Origin of the sequence: Lysinibacillus sp. FSL L8-0126 (assembly GCF_038630385.1) — a bacterium.
GTDB lineage: Bacteria > Bacillota > Bacilli > Bacillales_A > Planococcaceae > Lysinibacillus > Lysinibacillus fusiformis_D.
Genome location: NZ_CP152028.1, coordinates 4282175 through 4302811 on the forward strand (window position 1 = coordinate 4282175; position 20637 = coordinate 4302811).

General features: G+C 37.8%; 20 protein-coding genes and 1 pseudogene. 4 read left to right on the forward strand and 17 right to left on the reverse strand.

Features of this window, described 5'->3' with window-relative positions; all coding sequences use genetic code 11:
* Positions 1-492 precede the first annotated feature (492 nt).
* Positions 493-1875, forward strand: a complete 1383-nt coding sequence (gene nhaC / locus MHI34_RS20830) for a Na+/H+ antiporter NhaC (protein ID WP_342503914.1) — start codon at positions 493-495, stop codon at positions 1873-1875.
* 50 nt (positions 1876-1925) lie between these two features.
* On the opposite strand, the gene MHI34_RS20835 is transcribed toward nhaC, so the two are convergent.
* A complete protein-coding gene (locus MHI34_RS20835) occupies positions 1926-2366 on the reverse strand; it encodes a PH domain-containing protein (RefSeq protein WP_342503915.1) in 441 nt (146 codons plus the stop codon).
* A gap of 258 nt (positions 2367-2624) precedes the next feature.
* Positions 2625-3359: a sulfite exporter TauE/SafE family protein gene (locus MHI34_RS20840; RefSeq protein ID WP_101966796.1), complete on the reverse strand. Its 735-nt coding sequence runs from the start codon at positions 3357-3359 to the stop codon at positions 2625-2627.
* Between the two features lie 230 nt (positions 3360-3589).
* Between MHI34_RS20840 and MHI34_RS20845 the strand changes: the two genes are divergently transcribed.
* Positions 3590-4357 (forward strand): sporulation protein, encoded by a 768-nt coding sequence (locus MHI34_RS20845; protein ID WP_036117212.1) that lies wholly within the window; start codon positions 3590-3592, stop codon positions 4355-4357.
* 302 nt (positions 4358-4659) lie between these two features.
* Here the strand turns inward: MHI34_RS20845 and ptsP are convergent, their stop codons facing one another.
* The 11 genes from ptsP to MHI34_RS20900 form a co-directional block, all read right to left on the reverse strand.
* Positions 4660-6372, reverse strand: coding sequence for a phosphoenolpyruvate--protein phosphotransferase (gene ptsP / locus MHI34_RS20850; RefSeq protein WP_342503916.1), 1713 nt, complete (start codon positions 6370-6372; stop codon positions 4660-4662).
* The gene (locus MHI34_RS20855) at positions 6369-6635 is read right to left on the reverse strand and encodes an HPr family phosphocarrier protein (RefSeq protein ID WP_342503917.1); all 267 of its coding nucleotides are present in this window, start codon (positions 6633-6635) and stop codon (positions 6369-6371) included. The genes ptsP and MHI34_RS20855 overlap by 4 nt, the downstream gene beginning before the upstream one ends.
* Complete coding sequence (locus MHI34_RS20860) at positions 6635-7336, reverse strand: glucosamine-6-phosphate deaminase (RefSeq protein WP_342503918.1); 702 nt, start codon at positions 7334-7336, stop codon at positions 6635-6637. Before MHI34_RS20860 ends, MHI34_RS20855 begins: the two co-directional genes overlap by 1 nt.
* A 24-nt stretch (positions 7337-7360) precedes the next feature.
* Positions 7361-8071 carry an SIS domain-containing protein gene (locus tag MHI34_RS20865; protein WP_101966797.1) on the reverse strand — a complete coding sequence of 237 codons (711 nt, stop codon included), beginning with the start codon at positions 8069-8071 and terminating at the stop codon, positions 7361-7363.
* 72 nt (positions 8072-8143) lie between these two features.
* Positions 8144-9295 carry an N-acetylglucosamine-6-phosphate deacetylase gene (gene nagA, locus MHI34_RS20870; RefSeq protein WP_342503919.1) on the reverse strand — a complete coding sequence of 384 codons (1152 nt, stop codon included), beginning with the start codon at positions 9293-9295 and terminating at the stop codon, positions 8144-8146.
* Between the two features lie 100 nt (positions 9296-9395).
* Positions 9396-11342, reverse strand: coding sequence for an N-acetylglucosamine-specific PTS transporter subunit IIBC (nagE, locus tag MHI34_RS20875; protein ID WP_342503920.1), 1947 nt, complete (start codon positions 11340-11342; stop codon positions 9396-9398).
* A gap of 177 nt (positions 11343-11519) precedes the next feature.
* Complete coding sequence (locus MHI34_RS20880; RefSeq protein ID WP_342503921.1) at positions 11520-12461, reverse strand: ABC transporter permease; 942 nt, start codon at positions 12459-12461, stop codon at positions 11520-11522.
* Positions 12439-13359 (reverse strand): ABC transporter ATP-binding protein, encoded by a 921-nt coding sequence (locus MHI34_RS20885; RefSeq protein ID WP_036117199.1) that lies wholly within the window; start codon positions 13357-13359, stop codon positions 12439-12441. The genes MHI34_RS20880 and MHI34_RS20885 overlap by 23 nt, the downstream gene beginning before the upstream one ends.
* Before the next feature lie 148 nt (positions 13360-13507).
* Positions 13508-14200 (reverse strand): ABC transporter ATP-binding protein, encoded by a 693-nt coding sequence (locus tag MHI34_RS20890; protein WP_342503922.1) that lies wholly within the window; start codon positions 14198-14200, stop codon positions 13508-13510.
* A gap of 10 nt (positions 14201-14210) precedes the next feature.
* Positions 14211-14567, reverse strand: a complete 357-nt coding sequence (locus tag MHI34_RS20895; RefSeq protein WP_342503923.1) for a GntR family transcriptional regulator — start codon at positions 14565-14567, stop codon at positions 14211-14213.
* On the reverse strand, positions 14564-15340 hold the full coding sequence (locus tag MHI34_RS20900; protein WP_058843736.1) for a hypothetical protein: 777 nt from the start codon (positions 15338-15340) through the stop codon (positions 14564-14566). The genes MHI34_RS20895 and MHI34_RS20900 overlap by 4 nt, the downstream gene beginning before the upstream one ends.
* Positions 15341-15631: 291 nt before the next feature.
* On the opposite strand from MHI34_RS20900, the gene MHI34_RS20905 reads away from it, so the two are divergent.
* Entirely contained in the window at positions 15632-15853 is a 222-nt protein-coding gene (locus tag MHI34_RS20905) for a hypothetical protein (protein WP_036117191.1), read from the forward strand.
* Between the two features lie 337 nt (positions 15854-16190).
* Here MHI34_RS20905 and MHI34_RS20910 read toward each other — a convergent pair whose 3' ends face one another.
* From MHI34_RS20910 to MHI34_RS20925, 4 genes are all read right to left on the reverse strand, one after another.
* Positions 16191-16826: an ATP-binding cassette domain-containing protein gene (locus tag MHI34_RS20910; protein ID WP_089932440.1), complete on the reverse strand. Its 636-nt coding sequence runs from the start codon at positions 16824-16826 to the stop codon at positions 16191-16193.
* Positions 16827-16832: 6 nt separating this feature from the next.
* Positions 16833-18248, reverse strand: a complete 1416-nt coding sequence (locus MHI34_RS20915; RefSeq protein ID WP_342503924.1) for a hypothetical protein — start codon at positions 18246-18248, stop codon at positions 16833-16835.
* Positions 18249-18289: 41 nt separating this feature from the next.
* The gene (locus MHI34_RS20920) at positions 18290-19072 is read right to left on the reverse strand and encodes a hypothetical protein (RefSeq protein ID WP_036117185.1); all 783 of its coding nucleotides are present in this window, start codon (positions 19070-19072) and stop codon (positions 18290-18292) included.
* Between the two features lie 229 nt (positions 19073-19301).
* Positions 19302-19697: a hypothetical protein gene (locus MHI34_RS20925; protein ID WP_051891561.1), complete on the reverse strand. Its 396-nt coding sequence runs from the start codon at positions 19695-19697 to the stop codon at positions 19302-19304.
* 497 nt (positions 19698-20194) lie between these two features.
* On the opposite strand from MHI34_RS20925, the pseudogene MHI34_RS20930 reads away from it, so the two are divergent.
* A pseudogene (locus MHI34_RS20930) lies at positions 20195-20629 on the forward strand (HAD-IA family hydrolase); the annotation flags it as partial.
* Positions 20630-20637 lie beyond the last annotated feature (8 nt).

The following is a 20637-nucleotide window of genomic DNA, read 5'->3' on the forward strand; positions in this document are numbered from 1 at the left end:
GAATCATCATAACAAAACATTTACACAATTCAACAAAATTTTAAACATGCAGATGTTGATTTTACAAAAATGTAATATAAATTTTGCCACATTTATTTTTAAGCTGTTTTTCAAGTTGCAAACGTTGGAAATCAAATATTAAAAATCACCGTTTTTTCTTTAAATATAACCGTTTTTTCTGTTATTTTTATAAAAATACTTGAAATAAACTTTTTTTCGCTTATTTGTTTATGATGTGAAATGTTAAGGAATTGTAAACGAAATTTACATGAAAATGCTGGAATTTCATTGTTATTTTTTGTATTTTATCGTACGCGCAAACGTATTCCTTCTTGTTATGCTCGTCCTTAGAGTTGCTTATACAATAAATGCATGAAAACATGTGGGCCTTCTGTTTTCAGTCAATTGACAAAAAATATTAGCGTGCTATAATACTTTTGGGCTTCACCGCATTGAAGCGCAGAAGTATTTATTCGTATTAGGAGGATTCACATGTTTCGAATAGAAGCAAAGAGTAACCCTCGATTTATAGAGGCATTCTTTATTATACTGTTAATTATTATCACAATGGCTTATAGTATTGGCTATTTAAAAGCAGCACCCCACATCCCGATTTTTTTAGTGATTGCCATTTTGCTGGCTTATGGGTTATGGAAGAAAGTATCCTTTCGTGACCTGGAAGGCGGTATGATTGCTGGTGCTAGTGCTGGACTTGGTGCCGTTTTTATTTTCTTCTTCATTGGTATTTTAATTTCGAGCTGGATTATGGGTGGAACGATCCCAACGCTCATCTACTATGGTTTTTTAACCGTTTCACCGAACTTTTTCTTTGCGATTGTTTTCCTTATATGTAGCATCGTCGGCATCTCTGTTGGGAGCTCGTTAACAACGGTGGCAACAGTTGGTGTGGCATTTATGGGCATTGCTGGTGCGATGGACATTTCATTAACGATCACGGCTGGAGCGATTGTTTCTGGTGCCTTCTTTGGTGATAAAATGTCTCCTTTATCGGATACAACCAATCTTGCTTCAGGTACGGTTGGTGTAGATCTTTTTGAGCATATTAAAAATATGGGCTGGACCACTATTCCTGCTTTCATCATTTCCTTTGTGCTGTACGCTATTTTATCGCCATCTGATGCTTCAACATCGTTTGAGACTGTGGAGCAATTTAAAGACGGATTACTGTCGACAGGATTGATTCATTGGTATACATTATTGCCAATTGTTGTCCTTGTAATCATGACCTTTTATAAAGCACCTGCTGTCATTACTTTGGCAGTCGTATCCATTATCGGTGTAGGTCTTTCCTATATGCTTGACCCGTTACCAGCTGCAGATGTTTTCAAAATTCTCTTTGATGGCTATGTCTCTCAAACTGGTAATGAGGAAGTAGATGCCTTGCTAACGCGTGGTGGCATGAATAGTATGCTCTTTACAATCGCGCTTGTCTTACTTGCTTTAACAATGGGTGGATTATTATTTACACTCGGCATTATTCAAAGTATTTTAGGGAAAGTTGAAAGCTTATTTAAAAGTGCTGGCTCCGTTATAACAGGTGCTGCGATTACGGGCATTGGTGTCAATACATTAATCGGTGAGCAGTATTTATCCATTCTGTTAACTGGTGAAGCCTTTAAAGCGCAATTTGCCAAGGTAGGTCTTGCGCCGAAAAACCTTTCTCGTGTCATGGAGGATGCTGGTACGGTCGTCAATCCGCTAGTCCCTTGGAGTGTTTGTGGTATTTTCATCACAAGTGTCCTTGGTATCTCCACACTGGATTATCTACCCTTCACCTTCTTCTGCTTACTAGGTCCCATTCTAACGATTATTTTTGGTTGGAGCGGCAAAACGTTAACAAAGCTTGATCAATAACAAAAGGTAGCTGATCAACACATCAGCTACCTTTTTTAACTTATCTAGCATCACTTGAAATGTTGGGCTTGTGGAATCTGTACATGGGGACATCGCTTTGTTAGCTCACTAAGAAATGCCCATTTATCCTGTGGCAACATCTTTACACTCCCTTGAGCTGGCGTTTGATAGAAAAGTTCTAATCCCTTATCAGCTGTAGAAATCTGATAACCCGTAAATTCGGCATTTGTAGGAGCAATCTTTGTGATGCCTTGGTACGGAATTTTACTTTTAAATGGACCACTTTTCACTAATAGATATTCTTCATCAAAAACAAACTGAATAGATGTGGCGTACCACCAGACGACGCTTGCTGAAAGAATAAAACATACCGACATGATCATGACCATTAAGAATGTTGCGAAGGGCCACAGTGCCATAGCCGCCATGAGCCAGACCATTAAGAAGCTCAATATAACCGGAACCTTGTTTACTTTTGCAGGATATACCATAACCATTCATCTCCCTTTCACTCAACCATCTTATTAGTAATTACCATGAAGAGACTAATCGGTATATTGCCAGCATCTGCATACGCAAAGATGATGACGTGATATGGTGAAAAACTAAATTTCGTTGCCAAATTGGGTATATGTTTAATCGAAAATCTAGCTCTGCAAAAATCGAGTATATTGTAAGATGTCACTTTGGCACAGACGATTTACCTTATTGTTTCCAAGCAAAAACACTCGACTATGTTCTCTTTATCCTTATAATCCCCAATATGTAATCGTGTCTATCATGCCGACTAATAGTAATAATAAACCAGCAATCATTTGCATACTTCTCCCCATCTTCATGCTTGTCCTTACAATAAGACGTTTGGCATTAAAAACATATAGCAAGAGGAGCATGATTATAAGCGGTACAGCCGTTGCCACGCCAAAAATACTTGGTAGGATGAAGCCATAGGAAGTGCTTGCTACAATGGGCATGAGCCACACAAAGAACAAGACAAACATGGTCGGACAAAAGGCAATCGAAAAACTAGCCCCCATCAAAAAGGCACCCAAATTCCCTTCTTTTACTATAGGTGGTAATTTCGAGGACAAGCGTTGCAGAAAGGTGAATTTCACTAAACCGATTAGCACGAATCCTGTTAATAGCAGCATTGGTCCGATTGCCTGACGAAAGATTGGAAAATATAGCGTCATCTTCGTTTCAAACGATTGACCCAACAGCCAAGCTAGCAGTCCAAGCCCACTAAAAACAACCACTTTGCCCATCATAAAAAACATAATCTCCTGCCAAATACTGCTCCTATGAAGCGTTCGACTGCCATAAAACGTAATGGCACTCATATTCCCTGTTATTTGACATGGAGCAAGTGCACCTATCAAGCCAAGCAGAACGGCCATCATCCATGCAGAATGCTCATAGCCATGCAATAATTGCGTAATTGGCTCACTAATAAACTGACTAATGGTGGACATCACACTATACATTTCAACACCCTCTATCTTTCATCATTAGGAAGACCTACATTCATTTAGTATAAAGGCTAAATATGAATAATCGGTGCAGAAACCATTACTTACCTTAGTATTCTTACAAAAACAACACGCATTTAAAAATTTCATTTTCCAACTAGTATAGCGAAAAATTTGCCAGTCTTGAAACCTTTTTTCAACACGAGCGTATGTATAGCTAACCATGTCAGTAGGAGGAATGAAAGATGTCTTTTTTTCATAAAGCATTAGCAAGTTTTGGAATAGGTGCAGCAACAGTGGATACAAGATTGGCAAAGGATACTTATCGCGCTGGAGAGGTTATGCAGGGGGAAATCATCGTGCGTGGCGGTCAAATTGACCAACAAGTTGATGCTATTTATCTGTCAGTTAATACGACCTATATTCGCGAGTCCAATGATCATAAACATACAGAGGTTGCTGCTCTACAAAAAGTCAAAGTAACAGAGCCTTTCACACTGGCGGCTGGTGAAGAAAAGGCCTTTCCTATTTCGATAACACTGCCATTTGAAACACCGATTAGTGCTGGTAAAACACAGGTTTGGATTCAAACGGGCCTTGATATTAAAAATGCTGTCGATCCAAGTGATAAGGATTATATTCGTGTGGAGCCTACAACGCTTGCAGGGCATATATTGGATACAATTCAAGGCCTAGGTTTCCGTTTACGAGAAGCTGAATGCGAGCAAGCCCCTTCCCGCTTCCGTGGCTACTATCCATTTGTACAGGAATTTGAATTTGTACCAACTGGACAATATAGAGGGCATTTAGATGAGCTGGAAATCGTTTTCCTCTCCCAGTCTAATCATTCAGCGGAAATTTTAATGCAAATTGATCGCAAGGTAAGAGGCATTGGTAGCTTTTTTGCAGAGGCATTAGATATGGATGAACGCTATGTCAGAACAACGATTACGATGCATGACTTACCGACACTGCAAGCTAAGCTTCAGCAAATCATTTCAAAACATGCATAATTCACTAAAAAAGAAGTTGAAGCTTATCTTCAGCTACCTTTTATTTAAATTCTATTTAGAATAGAACTATTGTGAAAGGTAAAAAACTACTTATTTTATTGATGTTATGTCTAATCCTTTCTCGATTATTTTGGTAGCATGGTTGATTAGAGTGCAATATAACTTCTACGTGCTCACTGGAAAGGACCCTGGTGGAACGGAAATCGACCCCTAGCCTTGCTATAATGTTTTTTAATGTTATTTTTTAACAACATAAACCCATCTACCATAATTGTGTATAGGTAGATGGGTTTTGGTCTATCTTATTTCACAGCCTGCTTTACTTTTTCCAGCACTTCCTCGGCTGTTGCTAATTGGAGGGCTTGTGCTGCTAAAGCTTGCATTTCTGTGGCAGATAATTGCTTCAGCAAGAAGCGTGTTTTTAAAATAGATGTAGCACTCATGGAGAATTCATCTAAGCCTAATCCTAGCAATAGTGGAACAGCAAACTCATCGCCTGCCATTTCACCACACATCCCTACCCATTTTTGTTCTTTATGGGCAGCTTCGATAACCATTTGAATTAAGCGTAAAATGGCTGGGTTATACGGTTGATATAAATAAGAAACCTTTTCATTCATACGATCCGCAGCCATTGTATATTGAATTAAATCATTGGTACCAATGGAGAAGAAATCCACTTCTTTCGCAAAGATGTCTGCCATTACTGCTGTGGCTGGAATTTCAACCATCATTCCGATTTCCATGTCTGAGCTTACAGCAATACATGCCGCTACAAGCTTCTCTTTTTCTTCCAGCAAAATGGCTTTTGCTTCCCGAAATTCTTGGATGGTCGCAATCATTGGGAACATAATTTTTAAGTTACCATATACAGAAGCGCGTAATAAAGCGCGTAATTGTGTGCGGAATAGCTCTTGTTGCTCTAAGCATAGACGAATGGCACGATGACCAAGAAATGGGTTCATTTCTTCTTGCAATGGCAAATATGGTAAGTGTTTGTCACCACCGATATCCAGTGTTCGAATAACTACTGGCTTACCCTTCATTCCTTCAATGACTGTTTTGTATGCAGTGAATTGTTCGTCCTCTGATGGCAAGTTTTCTCGACCCATATATAAAAACTCTGTACGATACAGACCAATTCCTTCAGCACCATGACGCAGCACACTGTCCAAATCACTTGGTGATCCAATATTCGCAGCTAGTTCAACATGTACGCCATCCTTGGACACAGTTTGTTCGTTTACTAATGTAGACCACTCCGCCTGCTGTGTACGATAATGTTGTGCCTTTTCTTGATAATTAGCAATGACATCTGCTGTTGGATTTACAAGCACTTGACCAGATAAACCATCGACGATTAACCAATCGCCATCTTGAATCGTTGTCGTTGCCGTCCCTGCCCCTACGACTGCTGGAATTTCTAACGAGCGTGCCATGATGGCTGAATGGGATGTACGACCACCGATATCCGTAATAAAACCAAGGACATAATTACGGTCTAATTGGGCTGTCTCTGAAGGGGTCAAATCATTCGCAACAATAATCACCTGTTCGTTAATACTGCTTGGATTTGGAATATGTACATCGAGCAAATGTGCTAATATGCGGTTTGTCACATCTTTAATATCAGATGCACGCTCACTCATGTATTCGTTGTCCATACCTTCAAATAATGCCACAAACATAGACGATACTTCATGTAAGGCATACTCTGCGTTAACCGCCTCATCTGCAATTTTTTGGTTGATCGGCCCAATTAATTCTGGATCATTCACCACTAATAAATGCGCCTCAAAAATCGCAGCCTCTTCAGCACTAAATTTTTTCAATGTTTGCTGTTGAATGACCACCAGCTCTTGCTCTGCTTTGGCAAGAGCGGCTGCTAAACGTTGTTGCTCAGCCTCGATATCTTGAACCGTTGTTTTCGTGAATGTTAAATCTGGTTGGACAAAACGATATGCTTTGGCAATGGCAATGCCGTCTGAAGCGGCAATACCAGTGAGTTGTGTCATTGTGCAAGCCCCATTTCTGTTATGAGTGTCGTTAAAGCTGTTAATGCTTGCTCTTCATCTTCCCCATCTACAACAAGTATAAATTGTGAGCCTTGCTTCAAGGCTAATCCCATCACACCTAAAATGGATTTTAAATTAGCTGCTTTTTCTTCTGTACGCACTTCAATTGATGAAGTAAATGGTGTTGCTTTTGCCACAAGTTGGCTTGCTGGACGTGCATGAATTCCTAAAGGATCGACTACTGTAAATTGTTGTGTTTTCATTATATATTCTCCTCTTCTTGTAAGTCTGTCAAAATGATAACGTTTGGGTGTTTGGACAACACACTTGCTGGAACATCTTCTGTATAATCAGATGCCAGCATGCGCTCTAAAACCTCACGCTTAGTTTCTCCCACTGCGATTAACAAAATGCACTTTGCACGCATAATTGATTGAATCCCCATCGTGTATGCCTGTGTCGGCACCTCATCAATGGATGAAAAGAAACGAGCATTGGCTTGACGAGTAGATTCTTCCAATGTGACAAGATGCGTCAAGGAAGCAAATGACGTGCCTGGTTCATTAAAGCCGATATGACCATTTTGACCAATCCCAAGCAATTGGAAGTCTAAGGGATACTGTTGCAGTAAGGCTTCATAGCGAGCTACCTCCACTAAAGGATCTGCTGCTAGACCATTTGGCAAATAGGATGCTCGAAATGGTTTTTGCTGAAATAAATGTTTGTTCATATAATAGGCATAGCTTTGCTCGTGAGTTGCCTCAAGCCCCACATATTCATCTAAATTAAAGCTAATGCAATGTGAAAAATCGAGATCTGTTTTGCAGATTTTAGCATATAACGGTTCCATTGTTCCACCAGTAGCCAATCCAAAAGTTGTCGCCCCATTATTTTTAGCTTCAACGATTGTTGTCACGGCTTGTGCATATAAATCATCAATTGAGGAAAATCTTTTTAATCTCACCGTTCATCCTCCTTCATTCGTGCCTTAAAAATGAATACGCTGACCATATTGATCAATGAGCGCATCGTTATTATTTTTACCTAGATTATTGCTACCAAACACTGGTATATTTGCACCCTGTTCATGCATTAGCTCAATAATTTGTGCGAATAAAGCATTTAATAATGTCGCACCTAAGACGGTGGACACAGGTGCATATTGCAACTTATTAACAGTTAACACACCATCCCCTAATGGAACATGCGTATTCAATACTTCATCGACCACATGCTCTAAACGCTTGCCTGATGGATGTCGTGATGGCTGTTGCTGATACTCCAGTGATTGCAGGGATATGGTGAAAGCACCCGCTTCCTTAGCGTAGATAGCCATATCAATTGGTGCTGGATTATTGGCAGATGTCGAAATGATGATACAAACATCGTGGTCATCAAACTGTAGCTGATCCTTATATGAGGCTAAAAATGCCTGTTTTTTTTCATTTTGCGAGGATTGCCGTGCACCCTGATGCAGCATTAACGATTCAATGTGTATCGGTTTAACAGGCACTAAGCCACCCGCTCTGTAATAACATTCCTGTGCTAATAACATGGAATGACCAGAGCCGAACAGCTGGATAATGCCTCCCTTTGTGAGACGTTCAACACTTTGCTGGGCAACATGTCTAATTTGTTCACTTTCCTGCTGTGCCACCATTGTTAAATATCGATTGACTTGTTGAAAATAGGTATTCATGTTCTATCACCTTTTCATTTCGATCGTTCCATGCTAGATGTTTGCATGCCTTCTGACGTTAACGGTCATCGCCTATTGCATGGCATCATATAAGACCTTGCCTGCCTTAATTGTTTGATGAAGCTTTAAATGTTCATCCATAATCACAGCATCTGCATCATAGCCTTGCGCAAGCTGCCCTTTATTGTTTAATTTTAATTGCTGAGCAGCATTGAAGCTTGACATTTTCACAAGCTCCTCCATTGTACATTTCGTAATATGACGCATATTTCGTATAGCTTGATCCATTTTTAAAATACTACCCGCTAAAGCACCGTTTGATAAATGAGCGCCCGCTTCAGTCACATGAACCATTTGGCCGCCTAAATCATACGCTCCATATGGCATACCCTTTGCGCGCATCGCATCAGTAATTAATATAAGACCGTCTGCTCCCTTTAACCGATAGGCCATTTCCACTGCCCCTTCATGCATATGAATAAAATCAACAATGAGCTCAGCCTTGATGGCATCTAGCAACAAGACGCCACCAACGACACCTGGGTCACGATGATGGAATGGACGCATTTGATTGTATAAATGTGTCCCCTGTGAAGCACCTAATTGAACCGCTTCTTGCATTTGCTCAAATGTTGCATCTGAATGACCAATCGATACGATGACACCGCTTGCAGAAATGCTTTGCACTGCCGCCATGCCATTCGGTTCTTCTGGTGCTAGCGTAATTTGCTTAATTTTATGGCCACTTAATTCCTGCCATTTTGTCCATATAGCCATATCAAGCGGGACAATATAGTCAAGAGGTTGTGCTCCCGCCCGCTCTTTCGAAACAAATGGTCCTTCAATATGAAGCCCCAATATTTCCGCCTCGTCTGACTGTGGCTGGAACTGTGCCACATTGGCAATGGCCCGCTCAATTTTGTCATAGCTTTGTGTCATAGTTGTTGCTAAAAAGCTTGTCGTACCTTCTTTTAGTAACGATTGTGCCATTATATGAAGTCCCTCATCTGAGGCATCCATTGTATCCATTTGAGCGGACCCATGAATATGCATATCAATAAATCCAGGCAATAAAAATTTCCCTGAACCATCTAGCTGTTCCACATGATTAACATTGAGCTGTGTAGCAATTTGTGCAATTTTGCCATCCTTCATCCACACATCCACTTGCTCATCTCGACCATTTGCGTTGACCACTGTGATGTTCCGAATTAATAAACTCAAGAAAAACATCTCCTCTTCTTGAACAAGGGCTGTTGAAAAGGTGTCCATTTGCCATTTCCTATTGCCTATGTGTAGCTTTTGCAAACAGCCCTATTTGTTGTTACTTTTTCATTGCAATAATATTGGTAGAGCCCGCTCGTTGATAGCCAGATTTTCCGAGTGTAATCTCTTGACCCATTAAACTTGTGAAAACAACTGGTGTGATCACAGAAGGTACTTGGTCTTTAATCTGATTGATATCAGCCTTTAAAAGCATATCTCCACGCTGAATTTTTTGACCATCCGTGACGAACAGGTCAAAGCCTTTACCATCAAGTTTGACTGTATCTAAACCAACATGAATTAATACTTCCAGACCTGCATCTGATTTCAAGCCAATCGCATGCTTCGTTGGGAAAATCATCACCACTTCCCCATCAAACGGTGCATAAACTGTGCCATCCATTGGACGAATACCAAACCCTGGACCCATCAACCCTGCCGAAAATGCCTCATCTGGCACTTCTGATAATGGCAATAAATCACCTGTCATGGGCATTTCAAAATCATGGAAGTTCGTTGTTTCATTTTTGACTGCTTCTTGCACTACAGACTGTGCTGTTGGCACTTGTGTATTTGTAGGTGCTGGATTGCCTTTTTTCAAACGATCTTTGATAGCCTCTGCTAAAAACTCAACAGATGTACCAATAATCACTTGAACATTCGTTTTACTAATGCGCATTACCCCTCGTGCACCTGTTTGCTTCAATGTTTTTTCATCTACAACATCGGCATCCTGTACAGACAGTCGTAAGCGAGTTGTACAGTAATCCACTTGCTGAATATTCTCTTTTCCACCTAATGCTTCAATTGTATAGTAGGCACGTAAATCAACATCGTCAGAAATGGCAGCATTTGCTTCTCCATCCTCTTCCTCGTCGTCTTCACGTCCAGGTGTTTTTAAGTCTAATTTTTTGATTAAGAAATAGAATACAACAAAGTAAATCGCACCAAAGCCTAAGCCTAAAGGCAGTAAGAGCAATGGTTTATCTGCTAGACCTAAGTTTAATAAATAGTCAATTAAACCTGCCGAGAATCCAAAGCCATCACGGAATCCAACGATATAGGCCACAGCGAGTGCTATACCTGTTAGTACAGCATGAATACCATATAGAACTGGTGATAAGAACATAAATGAAAACTCAATCGGTTCTGTAACACCTGTTAAAAAAGCTGTCAAAGCGATGGAAAAGAACATCCCACCAACGACAGGACGTTTTTCTTTTTTCGCTGCAAAGTACATCGCCAAACATGCTGCTGGTAAACCAAACATCATGATTGGGAAGAAACCAGCTTGGAAATGTCCAGCTGATGGGTCTCCCGCTAAGAAACGGTGGATGTCCCCTTTCACCACTTCGCCCGCAGCATTCGTAAATTCACCAAAATCAAACCAAATGACCGTGTTAATGACATGGTGTAAACCAACTGGAATTAATAGACGGTTGAAGAAACCATACATTCCAACACCAAGTGATCCTGCGCCAATCATCCAATTGCCGACAGAATCAATACCACCTTGAATTGGTCCCCACACAATCGCTAAAATACTAGCTAAAATCGCCATGGTAATGGACGTAATAATCGGTACAAAGCGCCGTCCGCCAAAGAATGATAACCATTCTGGAAATTTCACATTATAATATTTGTTATATAATAAGCCTGCCGTAATACCGGCAATAATACCACCAAACACACCCATATCTAATTCTTCATTAACAGTTCCTAAAACGGCCACTAATACAAGATGAGCAATCGCACCTGCAAGTGCTGCGCCCCCACTGCTATCATGTGCAAATCCCATCGCAATCCCAATCGCAAAAATGATTGGTAAATTGCCAAGTATAGCATTGCCCGAAGCGGCCATAATACTAGCAATGTACTGGATTGCTTCATTCGGTACGGCTCCAAGCATATCCCCTGAACCTAAACGCAATAGTAATGCTGCTGCTGGTAATGTAGCGATTGGAAACATGAGAGACTTACCGATTTTTTGTAAGAAAGCAAACATTATTTATCCCCCTTTGGTATAGTTGTCTAGACCACTTTAGTAAAAAAAAAGCGTTTTCACTAAGTTGCTATTATTATAGGCGCAATTCAAAAAAAAATAAATACTTTTTTAATATTTCGTGTTGCCCAATAAAAAAACCGCACCCTAATTCAATTAGGGCACAGTTCTTATTTTAGATTATGCAGTTATATCACGTTTCATAAAGGTTGTATAACTAATCACAAGGAACAAGAATGCATAAACAGCAAGCACAGTTAAAGAGAAAGGCATCGTAACATCCGTAATCATGGAGCCACCACCATGTTCATACTGTGTTAAATCTGAATGCGTGAGCCAAATGTATTTGACAATATCGTATCTACTCAAGAACATAACAATCATGCCACCTGTAAAGGAGAGGAACATCGTTAAACCAATCGCTAATGAGCTTGAACGGAACACCGAACCTACTAAAAAGGCAAATAATGTAGACATAACAAAATCACCACCAGAAAGTAGATAATGATACGCTAAATCCCCCCATATAGCCTTTTCAACTACTTGACCATTGACGATTTCTAATTCGACACCTGTTCCCATACCAAACAATACCAAGCCCACAAGAGCACTTACCACCACATTCACAGCATATAAGAATAAACCAAATAGGAAGGTTGACAGTAGTTTAGACGTTAACACTTTCGCTCGAGACATCGGACGTGTTAACAGCATTTTAATCGTACCCGTTGAAAATTCGCTCGACACAATACTAGCCGCTGTAATAACCGTAAATAACGTAACAAGTGTGAGCATACCACTTGTAAAGGACATAAAGCTCGCAAGACTATTATCCTTTTGACTAGGCGCATCATTGGCTAAACGATATTCAGAAATAGCGATTTGCTCTTCATAACGGGCCTTATCTTCCTCCATTAAATCATCACTTGCAAGCATCTCCTTGTTCGCTTGGATTGCTTGCTGCTCGATCTCCTGCCAGGAGCCTTCATCTGTTGATTTTACTTCATAATATTTCATGATAGCACCAGGAACAAGAATAACAAGAATGAGCATCGCCACCATTGCCCAGGTTCCCTTTTTATGCCATAATTTCATCCACTCATTTTGAATTAGCTTCAGCAATTTGTCCGCCTCCAGTCATTTCTAAGAATTGATCCTCTAATGTTTTTTGATGTGGCTGTACAGCAAATAGTTGCATACCCGCTTGCACTAATTGAGTCGTCAATGCTGGAACATCCTCTTTCTTCATTTCCACTACATAGCCATCATTTTCAGCAACGAAATGGTAATCATGCTGTTCAAAATGAGCAGACAGCTGTTCTTTTGGCTGTGCCTCCACATAATAAAAGGATGAGCTTTCATTATGAATATCACGGAGGTCAATGAGTTGCCCATTTTGAATCACTGCCACGCGATCACACATTAACTCAATTTCAGATAATAAATGACTCGATACAAAAACGGATACGCCATCTTCCGAAGCAATCTTGCGCAGGTACATACGGAACTCACGAATACCAGCAGGGTCTAAGCCATTTGTTGGTTCATCTAAAATTAAAAACTTCGGTCGATGTAGCAGCGCCTGCGCTAATCCTAGTCGTTGGCGCATCCCTAGTGAATACGTAGAAACCTTTTCATGTATACGGTTTTCAAGACCCACCTGTTGAACGACCTCTTGAATTCGTTCTTTCGTCACATTTTTATGCATACGTGCAAAATGGAGTAAATTTTTATAGCCTGACATAAATTTATACATCTCTGGATTTTCGACAATTACGCCAACCTTACTAATAGCTTCCTCATAATGCTCTTGTAGGGAAAGTCCATCAATAATGACATTGCCCTCTGTTGGATGCATCAGCCCGGTCATCATTCGTATGGTTGTTGTTTTCCCCGCTCCATTCGGTCCTAAAAATCCTGTAATCTGCCCTGGATATAAATCAATGTTTAACTGTTGAATTAATTGCTTGCCTCGAATTGTTTTCGATAAATTTTGCAATTGTACAATTGGTTCTGTCATATTTTTTCACCCTTTCTTATCCATTTCGCCTTGGCGTAATGGCGTCCAGATTTTGATGGTACTTCTTCCACGATCAAAATCTATGACATCTGCCAGCGACTATATCCTCAATCAGTGGATGCTATTGAAGCAACACTGCTAAAAATGCTTACTGACGATAAAATCCCTTCATCCACTCGACTGCGTCCTTATTCGCCACATCGCGTAAGGTTTCAACTTCTTCATAAGCCGTGATGGACCCCTCCTGCAATAAAATAATTTGATCTAAAATAGGTTCTACCTCATATAATTCATGTGTTGATAGCAAAATCGTTTGATTTTCGATATCTGTAAATTGAATTAAGCCCTTAATCAGCTGTTCTCTCACAATGGGATCAAGCCCAGCAAATGGCTCATCCATGACATAAAAAGGAACCTCTCGACCAAGCGTAGCAGCCATTTTCATCCGACCACGATTACCCTTTGATAATTGACGTAGCTTCGTATTTTTATTCACCTGTAAAAATTGTGCGACGATACAGGCCTTATCATAGGAAAAATCTTCAAATTGAGAGGCATAATACTGGAATAGCTGTTCGCCCGTATAATACTCAAAAAACAAATCCGTATCGGGTAAATAAGCAATTTGATCCGCACTTCTACGTGTGACAGGCTTGCCATTCAGTGTGACTTTACCGGCAGAAGGTCGTAATAAACCCGCTAATACTTTCATTAGCGTAGATTTACCACTTCCATTTTCCCCTACAAGCCCAATGATTTGTCCAATCGGGAAGGAAAAGGATATATCCTGTAAAATCGGCTGTTTCTTATATTGAAAAGACACATTTGATAGCTCTAACATACCCTTCACCTCACGCTTTATTTTTCAAAACATCAAGCATTTCTTCCTTTGAAAAGCCTAATGCCTCAATCGATGTTAAAAAGTTTTCAGCTAGCTGATTTTTCATTTCTTCTCGTAATAATTCAATGCGTTCCTCATTGCTTGTAATAAATGTACCCTGACCTCGTTTGGTTTCCGTTATCTTCATCGCCTCTAACTCCTTATAGACACGTTGCACCGTATTGACATTCACACCTGTTTCAACTGCATATTCTCGAACGGACGGCAGTCGATCTCCCAGCCGTAACTTTCCCTTCATTATGTCCCCACAAATTCGATCGACAAGCTGGCTATAAATCGGTTTATCACGTGAAAAATCCATTGTCATCGTAATACCACCTTTTCAAGCCATTTGGATGCTGCTAAAAAGAGCAGTAGCATGAATAATGTCATTGCCACTTCTTCGACAACATAAAACGAGCCTAGCATCCATTCCATTGTCATCTCTTTCCCTTTTGGTAAGTACTGTTCGATATGGCGAAGCGAAACTTCTCCACGGAGGAAGATCGTTTGGTACAGCTCACTTTCCGTCATTCGCACCCAACCAGCTGTCGTTAAATAAAATGCAGCCATTGTCAGCACAATCGAAAAACGTCCTATTACGCGCTTCAACTGCAAATAAAAAGCTAAAAAGAATAAAAGAAGGATAAATAGCATTAATTGGAAAATCATTAACACAATAACAACTAATACCAAAGTCAATAAAATTTGTCCAGTACTTACAATCAGTTCATCTTTAATATTGTAGATGGCTATACTCGTAAAAAGTGTATTGAAGAGGACATAGCCTATTAACGAGCAAACCAACTTTGCACCGATAAGCTTCGTGATAGAGCTTGTTGAATGTAGCCAGCTCTCCTTTGCTTTAATATCCAAACGCAGCGTCGCTAAAAATTGTAAGACAGAATAAAATCCGCCTAGAGCAAGGACGAGCATCGTAAAGGCAAATGCTAGTTGATTCTCATGCGCAAAGAGATCAACATATTGATGTAATACATAGGGAACGATCCAAGATAACATGAGACCAATAAATATCCCCACTAGAAACCATGATCGGTAAAGTACCCATTCTTTTTTTAAAAGCCCTGCAAAACTTTTCAACCTCAACACCTCATGTCATAGTGTACTAGTCAAATAGTACACTATGACTTTTTAATTTTCAAGTGGCAAATACAAGAAAAAGGAAAAAACTTTTTCTTTAGGTCTGTCCTTTTAAAAAGCCTTCCATTCCTTTATTCTTTTGCAATATGAATGAATATTTGATTGAATGAACGGGGCTCATTTGTGCATGCAGAAACACTTCTTTTCAAAACGCTGCTTCTCGAAAGAAGGTATTCGCATGTGAAAAACAGAATATATTGATAGCATTCTAAGAGATAAGGTGGTATATGAATGGAGAAAAGAGTTGTCTTTGACTTTGAAATTGAGTTTACAAATGGAGGTGGCATACAAGGGCAGGAATTCCGTCTTGATCTTAATGGAGATGATATATCGGACGAAGAGCTAGCAAAGTATATTGTGGAAGATATGCGCTTGCTTATGGTAGATAAGGTGCAAATCCTCAATAAGAAAATTATTACTGAAAAGCATAAGCGAAGCACTCTTAATGAGTAATAAGAAAGGATATGGAGCTAGTATTGCTTTTGATTTAAAAATTTCCTTCATCCTTTATTTATCAGCAAATGCAAAAACTCCATTTTGAAAAAAATGATCAAAATGGAGTTAATCTTTCTAACTAAGTATGGAATTTTTATAAGAATATTTAATCAATTAAATGAGCTTCTAATGCTTCTTCAATTTATTAAAATACCATAGTCTGTAAAAATCTTCATCATGTTTTGGACACTTATAATCAATTGCTATTTGAGAAAGATCCTCTATTCACTTATAGCTTTTAGAAGTTGATCCTTCTAATTATAGCTTCTGAGTTAAATTGTTAATAATATTACTTTTATAACTTCTCTAACTTAAATTTATTTATTCTATAAACTTCATCACAAAGAAGATCGATATCCTCTTGATTATGACTGGTCATAATAATTGTTTTCCCTTCCTTTTTATAATTAAGTAAGAGGCTACGTAAGTTTTCTACACTTTCAAAATCTAAAGCATTAAATGGTTCATCTAATATTAATACTTCTTGATTTTCCATAAATGCTTGTGCTAAAGCTAGCTTTTGCTTCATGCCTAGTGAATACTTCCGTACTTTCTGTTCAGCTGTGGGCTGAAGTCCAACTAATTCCATTGTTTTAATGATTTGCTCATCATCAATTTTATTCTGTATCATAGCCAGAGATTTTAGATTTTCAAAACCCGTTTTATTTCCTAAATATCCTGGCCTATCAATTATGACTCCAAAGTTCTTAGGAAAAGTTATATCCTTATGTAAATATTCTCCCCTGATTACTATTTCACCATGATCGGGTCTAACAAATCCACAAATCAACTTAAATAATACAGATTTCCCAGAACCGTTAGGACCTACAATTCCATATATTTTCCCCTTTTCAATAGTTAAATCTATATCTTGAAATATAGTTAAGCCCTTATAGGACTTTTTTACATTTCTTACTTCAATAAGGCTCATATATAGTCATACTCCCTCAAATATATATTTTTTGTTAAGTAAATAAAATATACATACCCCTTCAACTAATACTATAAGGATCAAATACAATGATACGATCATTGGTGATGTGCCATATATCAAATGGCTGTACCCATTTAAACCCACTGGAATGTATTTATAACCAGGGAATAATAATGCGATAAAGATGCCTATAGTAACCAAATTGGTTGAACTGCTCTTTGAAACTATTTGTAATGTAATCGACAGCAGAATGTAAATGCTTATTTGTAGAAAGCCATTGATAAAAAAGTGATATAGCAAAGAAGTAAATTTCATATCTTCCACTACTGTCACTCGAAAGGAAAATTCAATGCCCTTAAAATATGCCACTGTTAAAGTCAATATAAATATAAAAAACAAATACAATATTGCCATTAATAAAATATTACGCAACCATTCGCCCATCCATTTAAACATAGAGTTGTAGCGAATAATTTTGTAGTAGCTCAACTCAGAAAACTCACTTGCTAAATAGATTTGTGCCAAATATAAAAAGCCGAAGAAAATTACTATGTAATACAAATACGACAAAAAAGTATAACCCTCAGATGATGTACCGAAAAAATTAAGGAGAAATAGATCAATTACAGTATTACTTCGGGTATCTGCCATAAAGTAAGTTCCTAATACTAATACAAAAAGGTATACTACTATGCCCGTCTGAAAAGAAGTAAAGCTGACTATTTGTTTTCCATCTTTAAATTGCACGGCTAAATAGATTAATCCAAGAGAAACAATTGCTATTAAAGGGATCGTTAATGTGTTATTCCAAAGATTTAATGTTTGGAACATAACAACATAGTTTGATAAAGACAATTTCGCTAAATACTCAGGGAAAAGTTTCCAGGATACAAAAGAAAATATATATAGAACCGTAACAACAAAGCTTATCCATCTCCATGACTGAAGAAAGACATATATAGTAGTAACCGACATTAAAATAATAAATGTCGTAATAACGAACATAACTATTTGATATAAAAGAGCAAGAAGAGGGAGATCAAAATACTGTCTCATAATGGCAGTAGGTTCAAATAATTTACTTCCAGAACTCCATTCACTTGCAAAGGGAAGCCCTATACTCATGATGAATGCAACTAATAGCCAAACTATAATCGTCAAAGCTAAATACAATAAAATTTTCTTAGAAGCGATGAGTACCCACTTTTTATATGAGCCTAATCTGATCAATATATGATATTCAAAGTCTTTTACTAAAAAAGTTACATAGAAATATAAGAGGAATGGTAAAACGAAATAAATAATTAAGTTAACATCACTTAATAATATTATTAGTAGATCCCAAGCATTAACAGGTGCATAACTTTCAATAATTGTTCTTCTTATTCCAAAACAATAAATAAAAATAACAAAACCCAACACATTCCACCTTAACTGCAGCAACTCATTGATAAGACTTCTCAAAATAACCATTCTGTCGAATTCCTTCTCTTAAGATATACATAACTCACAATCACAATTATTAATAAAAACATAAATGGTACAAATACAGTCCATAAGTCTTGTTGCATTATAGAGTACGGAAAAACTGTATATAATGGTGCAAACTTCGAAATACCTAACACAGCAGAAACAAAGCTCATTGCTTGATACCATACAAATGGTATCGATAAAGCAACAAAGGAATTATCTAAGATCAAGCATAAGATTAAAGGTAAAGTAGCATATAAAACTCCATTGATACCTACCCAGAGGGAGTATATAAATCCATACATAAAAGGTCCGTAAACTAAGAGTTGATCGAATGTTACCGTACCAGGCATATTCCCACTATCTCCAATATTAGTGATGAATGCAAATTGGGGGTTTATATATTGAGCAAAGAGGAATGGTAAAAACGCATACAAAAATGAAACCCCAAATGAAAGAAGTGCATTTACTATGATTTTAGCGTTCAAATAGATATTAAAATCTATTCTTATTTTGGTATATGTTAAATAATTATTATTTCTCTCATGAATGATTGTATCTGCAAAAACGAATAATACTAAAATTGGAAAAATCATTGCTCCAATACCATTGAGCAAACGCCCATAGAGATCAATATTGTCAGTGAAGGAATAGCCTTCATGGATTATTAAATATTGTATCCATACGGGTAAAATAATAATAAGAAACCAAGTTAGAACTCTATTAAACGTAAGTATTTGCTTAAATTCAACCCCTATTTGTTGTTTTAACATCTCTCTCTCCTATTCTTCGACTTAAAATAACAAACATCTAAAATAACGGTAACTTTACAAAATTCTAGTTTCCCTAATTAATAGTATCAACTCTAAAAAAGATAGATTAAATAGTAATTAATGAAAGGAGTAAAATAAAAAATAAAGTTTACTTATTAACAAAGACCATGTGGATTTAAAATCCTCATGGTCTTTAAATCTGTTTAAACAGGTTGACAAAATCCGTGAATTAGTTACCTTGGAATGTTCCAGTAACGGTGATAGGTAAAAATGATGTTACATCAGAACTGAATCTTGCTTGTATATATTTATCTTTTTTAATTGAATTTTCTAATAGATAGCCCTTATTAACATGAGATAAACGTACCCAAGGACCCGTATTTGTAAGTTTTGCCGTCTCTGCTCTTGCATCTAGTTTACTCTCGTTAGAGATAGAATCAATAAATAAATATCCATCCTTATCTGAGATAGATTTCTGTTGATATCCATCAGCTGATGATTGATTTAAACCAGGAACAGACGCATTGATGTTACGGGGCTCTGTAAGAGCTTGTACGTTTAACACGCCAGTTGTTAAAAGACCCAAGGAAAGTACTCCCGCTATTACTTTGCTATTTTTTTTCATCTTAACTTCTCCCTCCAACTAATAGTTTTTCCACTTAATTCAACTATAACTCGGTAAATTTTCAATCTCTAGAATGAGTAAAGGATACAACTTTTGAGAAAATAGTAAATTAAATATCTTAATGTAATGGAATTTTCCTCATTATAAAGGAAATATATTCACCTCTCATTTGCATAAAAAACCCATTACTATTTGAATATACCATTATTCCATATTTTTTACAATATTATATTTTGGAGGTTACAACTTGAGACATTTATTTACTGCCTAACAATATCTTGAAAATTTTAGAGGGAAAGTTTAAAAACTTTTGTGTAACCTTATTCAGCAAATCTGCTTTGGTTCGTTTCAATATCTTTCTTCACAATCTTTATAGCAACTTCAAAAAACTATTTCACTTTCAGAAATCTACGAAGCTGAAATGATTTTTAATAAATTTTTACAAATTCACAGCTAGTTGAAAGCGATGCTATTTGATTTAGACGATACATTACTGAATCGAAGACTTTTGGAATCGACAGTTCCCTTGTTGTTTTTCTATCAATCAAAATACGTTGAATATTATCCATTCTATCAAAAAGCATGTACAAGTTGGCATTATCACAAACGGGTCGGCTCAGAGACAAAAAGCAAAAATCATGCACACTCATTTAACTAGCTGTTTCAATCTCCTCATTATTTCTGAGGAAGTGGGCTACAGCAAGCCTGACAAGCGCATTTTTGAACTTGCCTTAAACAAGCTTCAAGTGCAACCAGAAAATGCATTATTCGTTGGAGATGACTTAGAAAAGGATATCGGCGGCTGTCAGCATGCAAAGATCAAGGGTATATGGTTCAATCCATATAGGCGCAAAAATGATACTGACATCAGACCCTATGCAGAGATTCATTCGTTTGATCCATTAGCAAAAGGAAGAGCCCTGTTTGACTAGGACTCTTC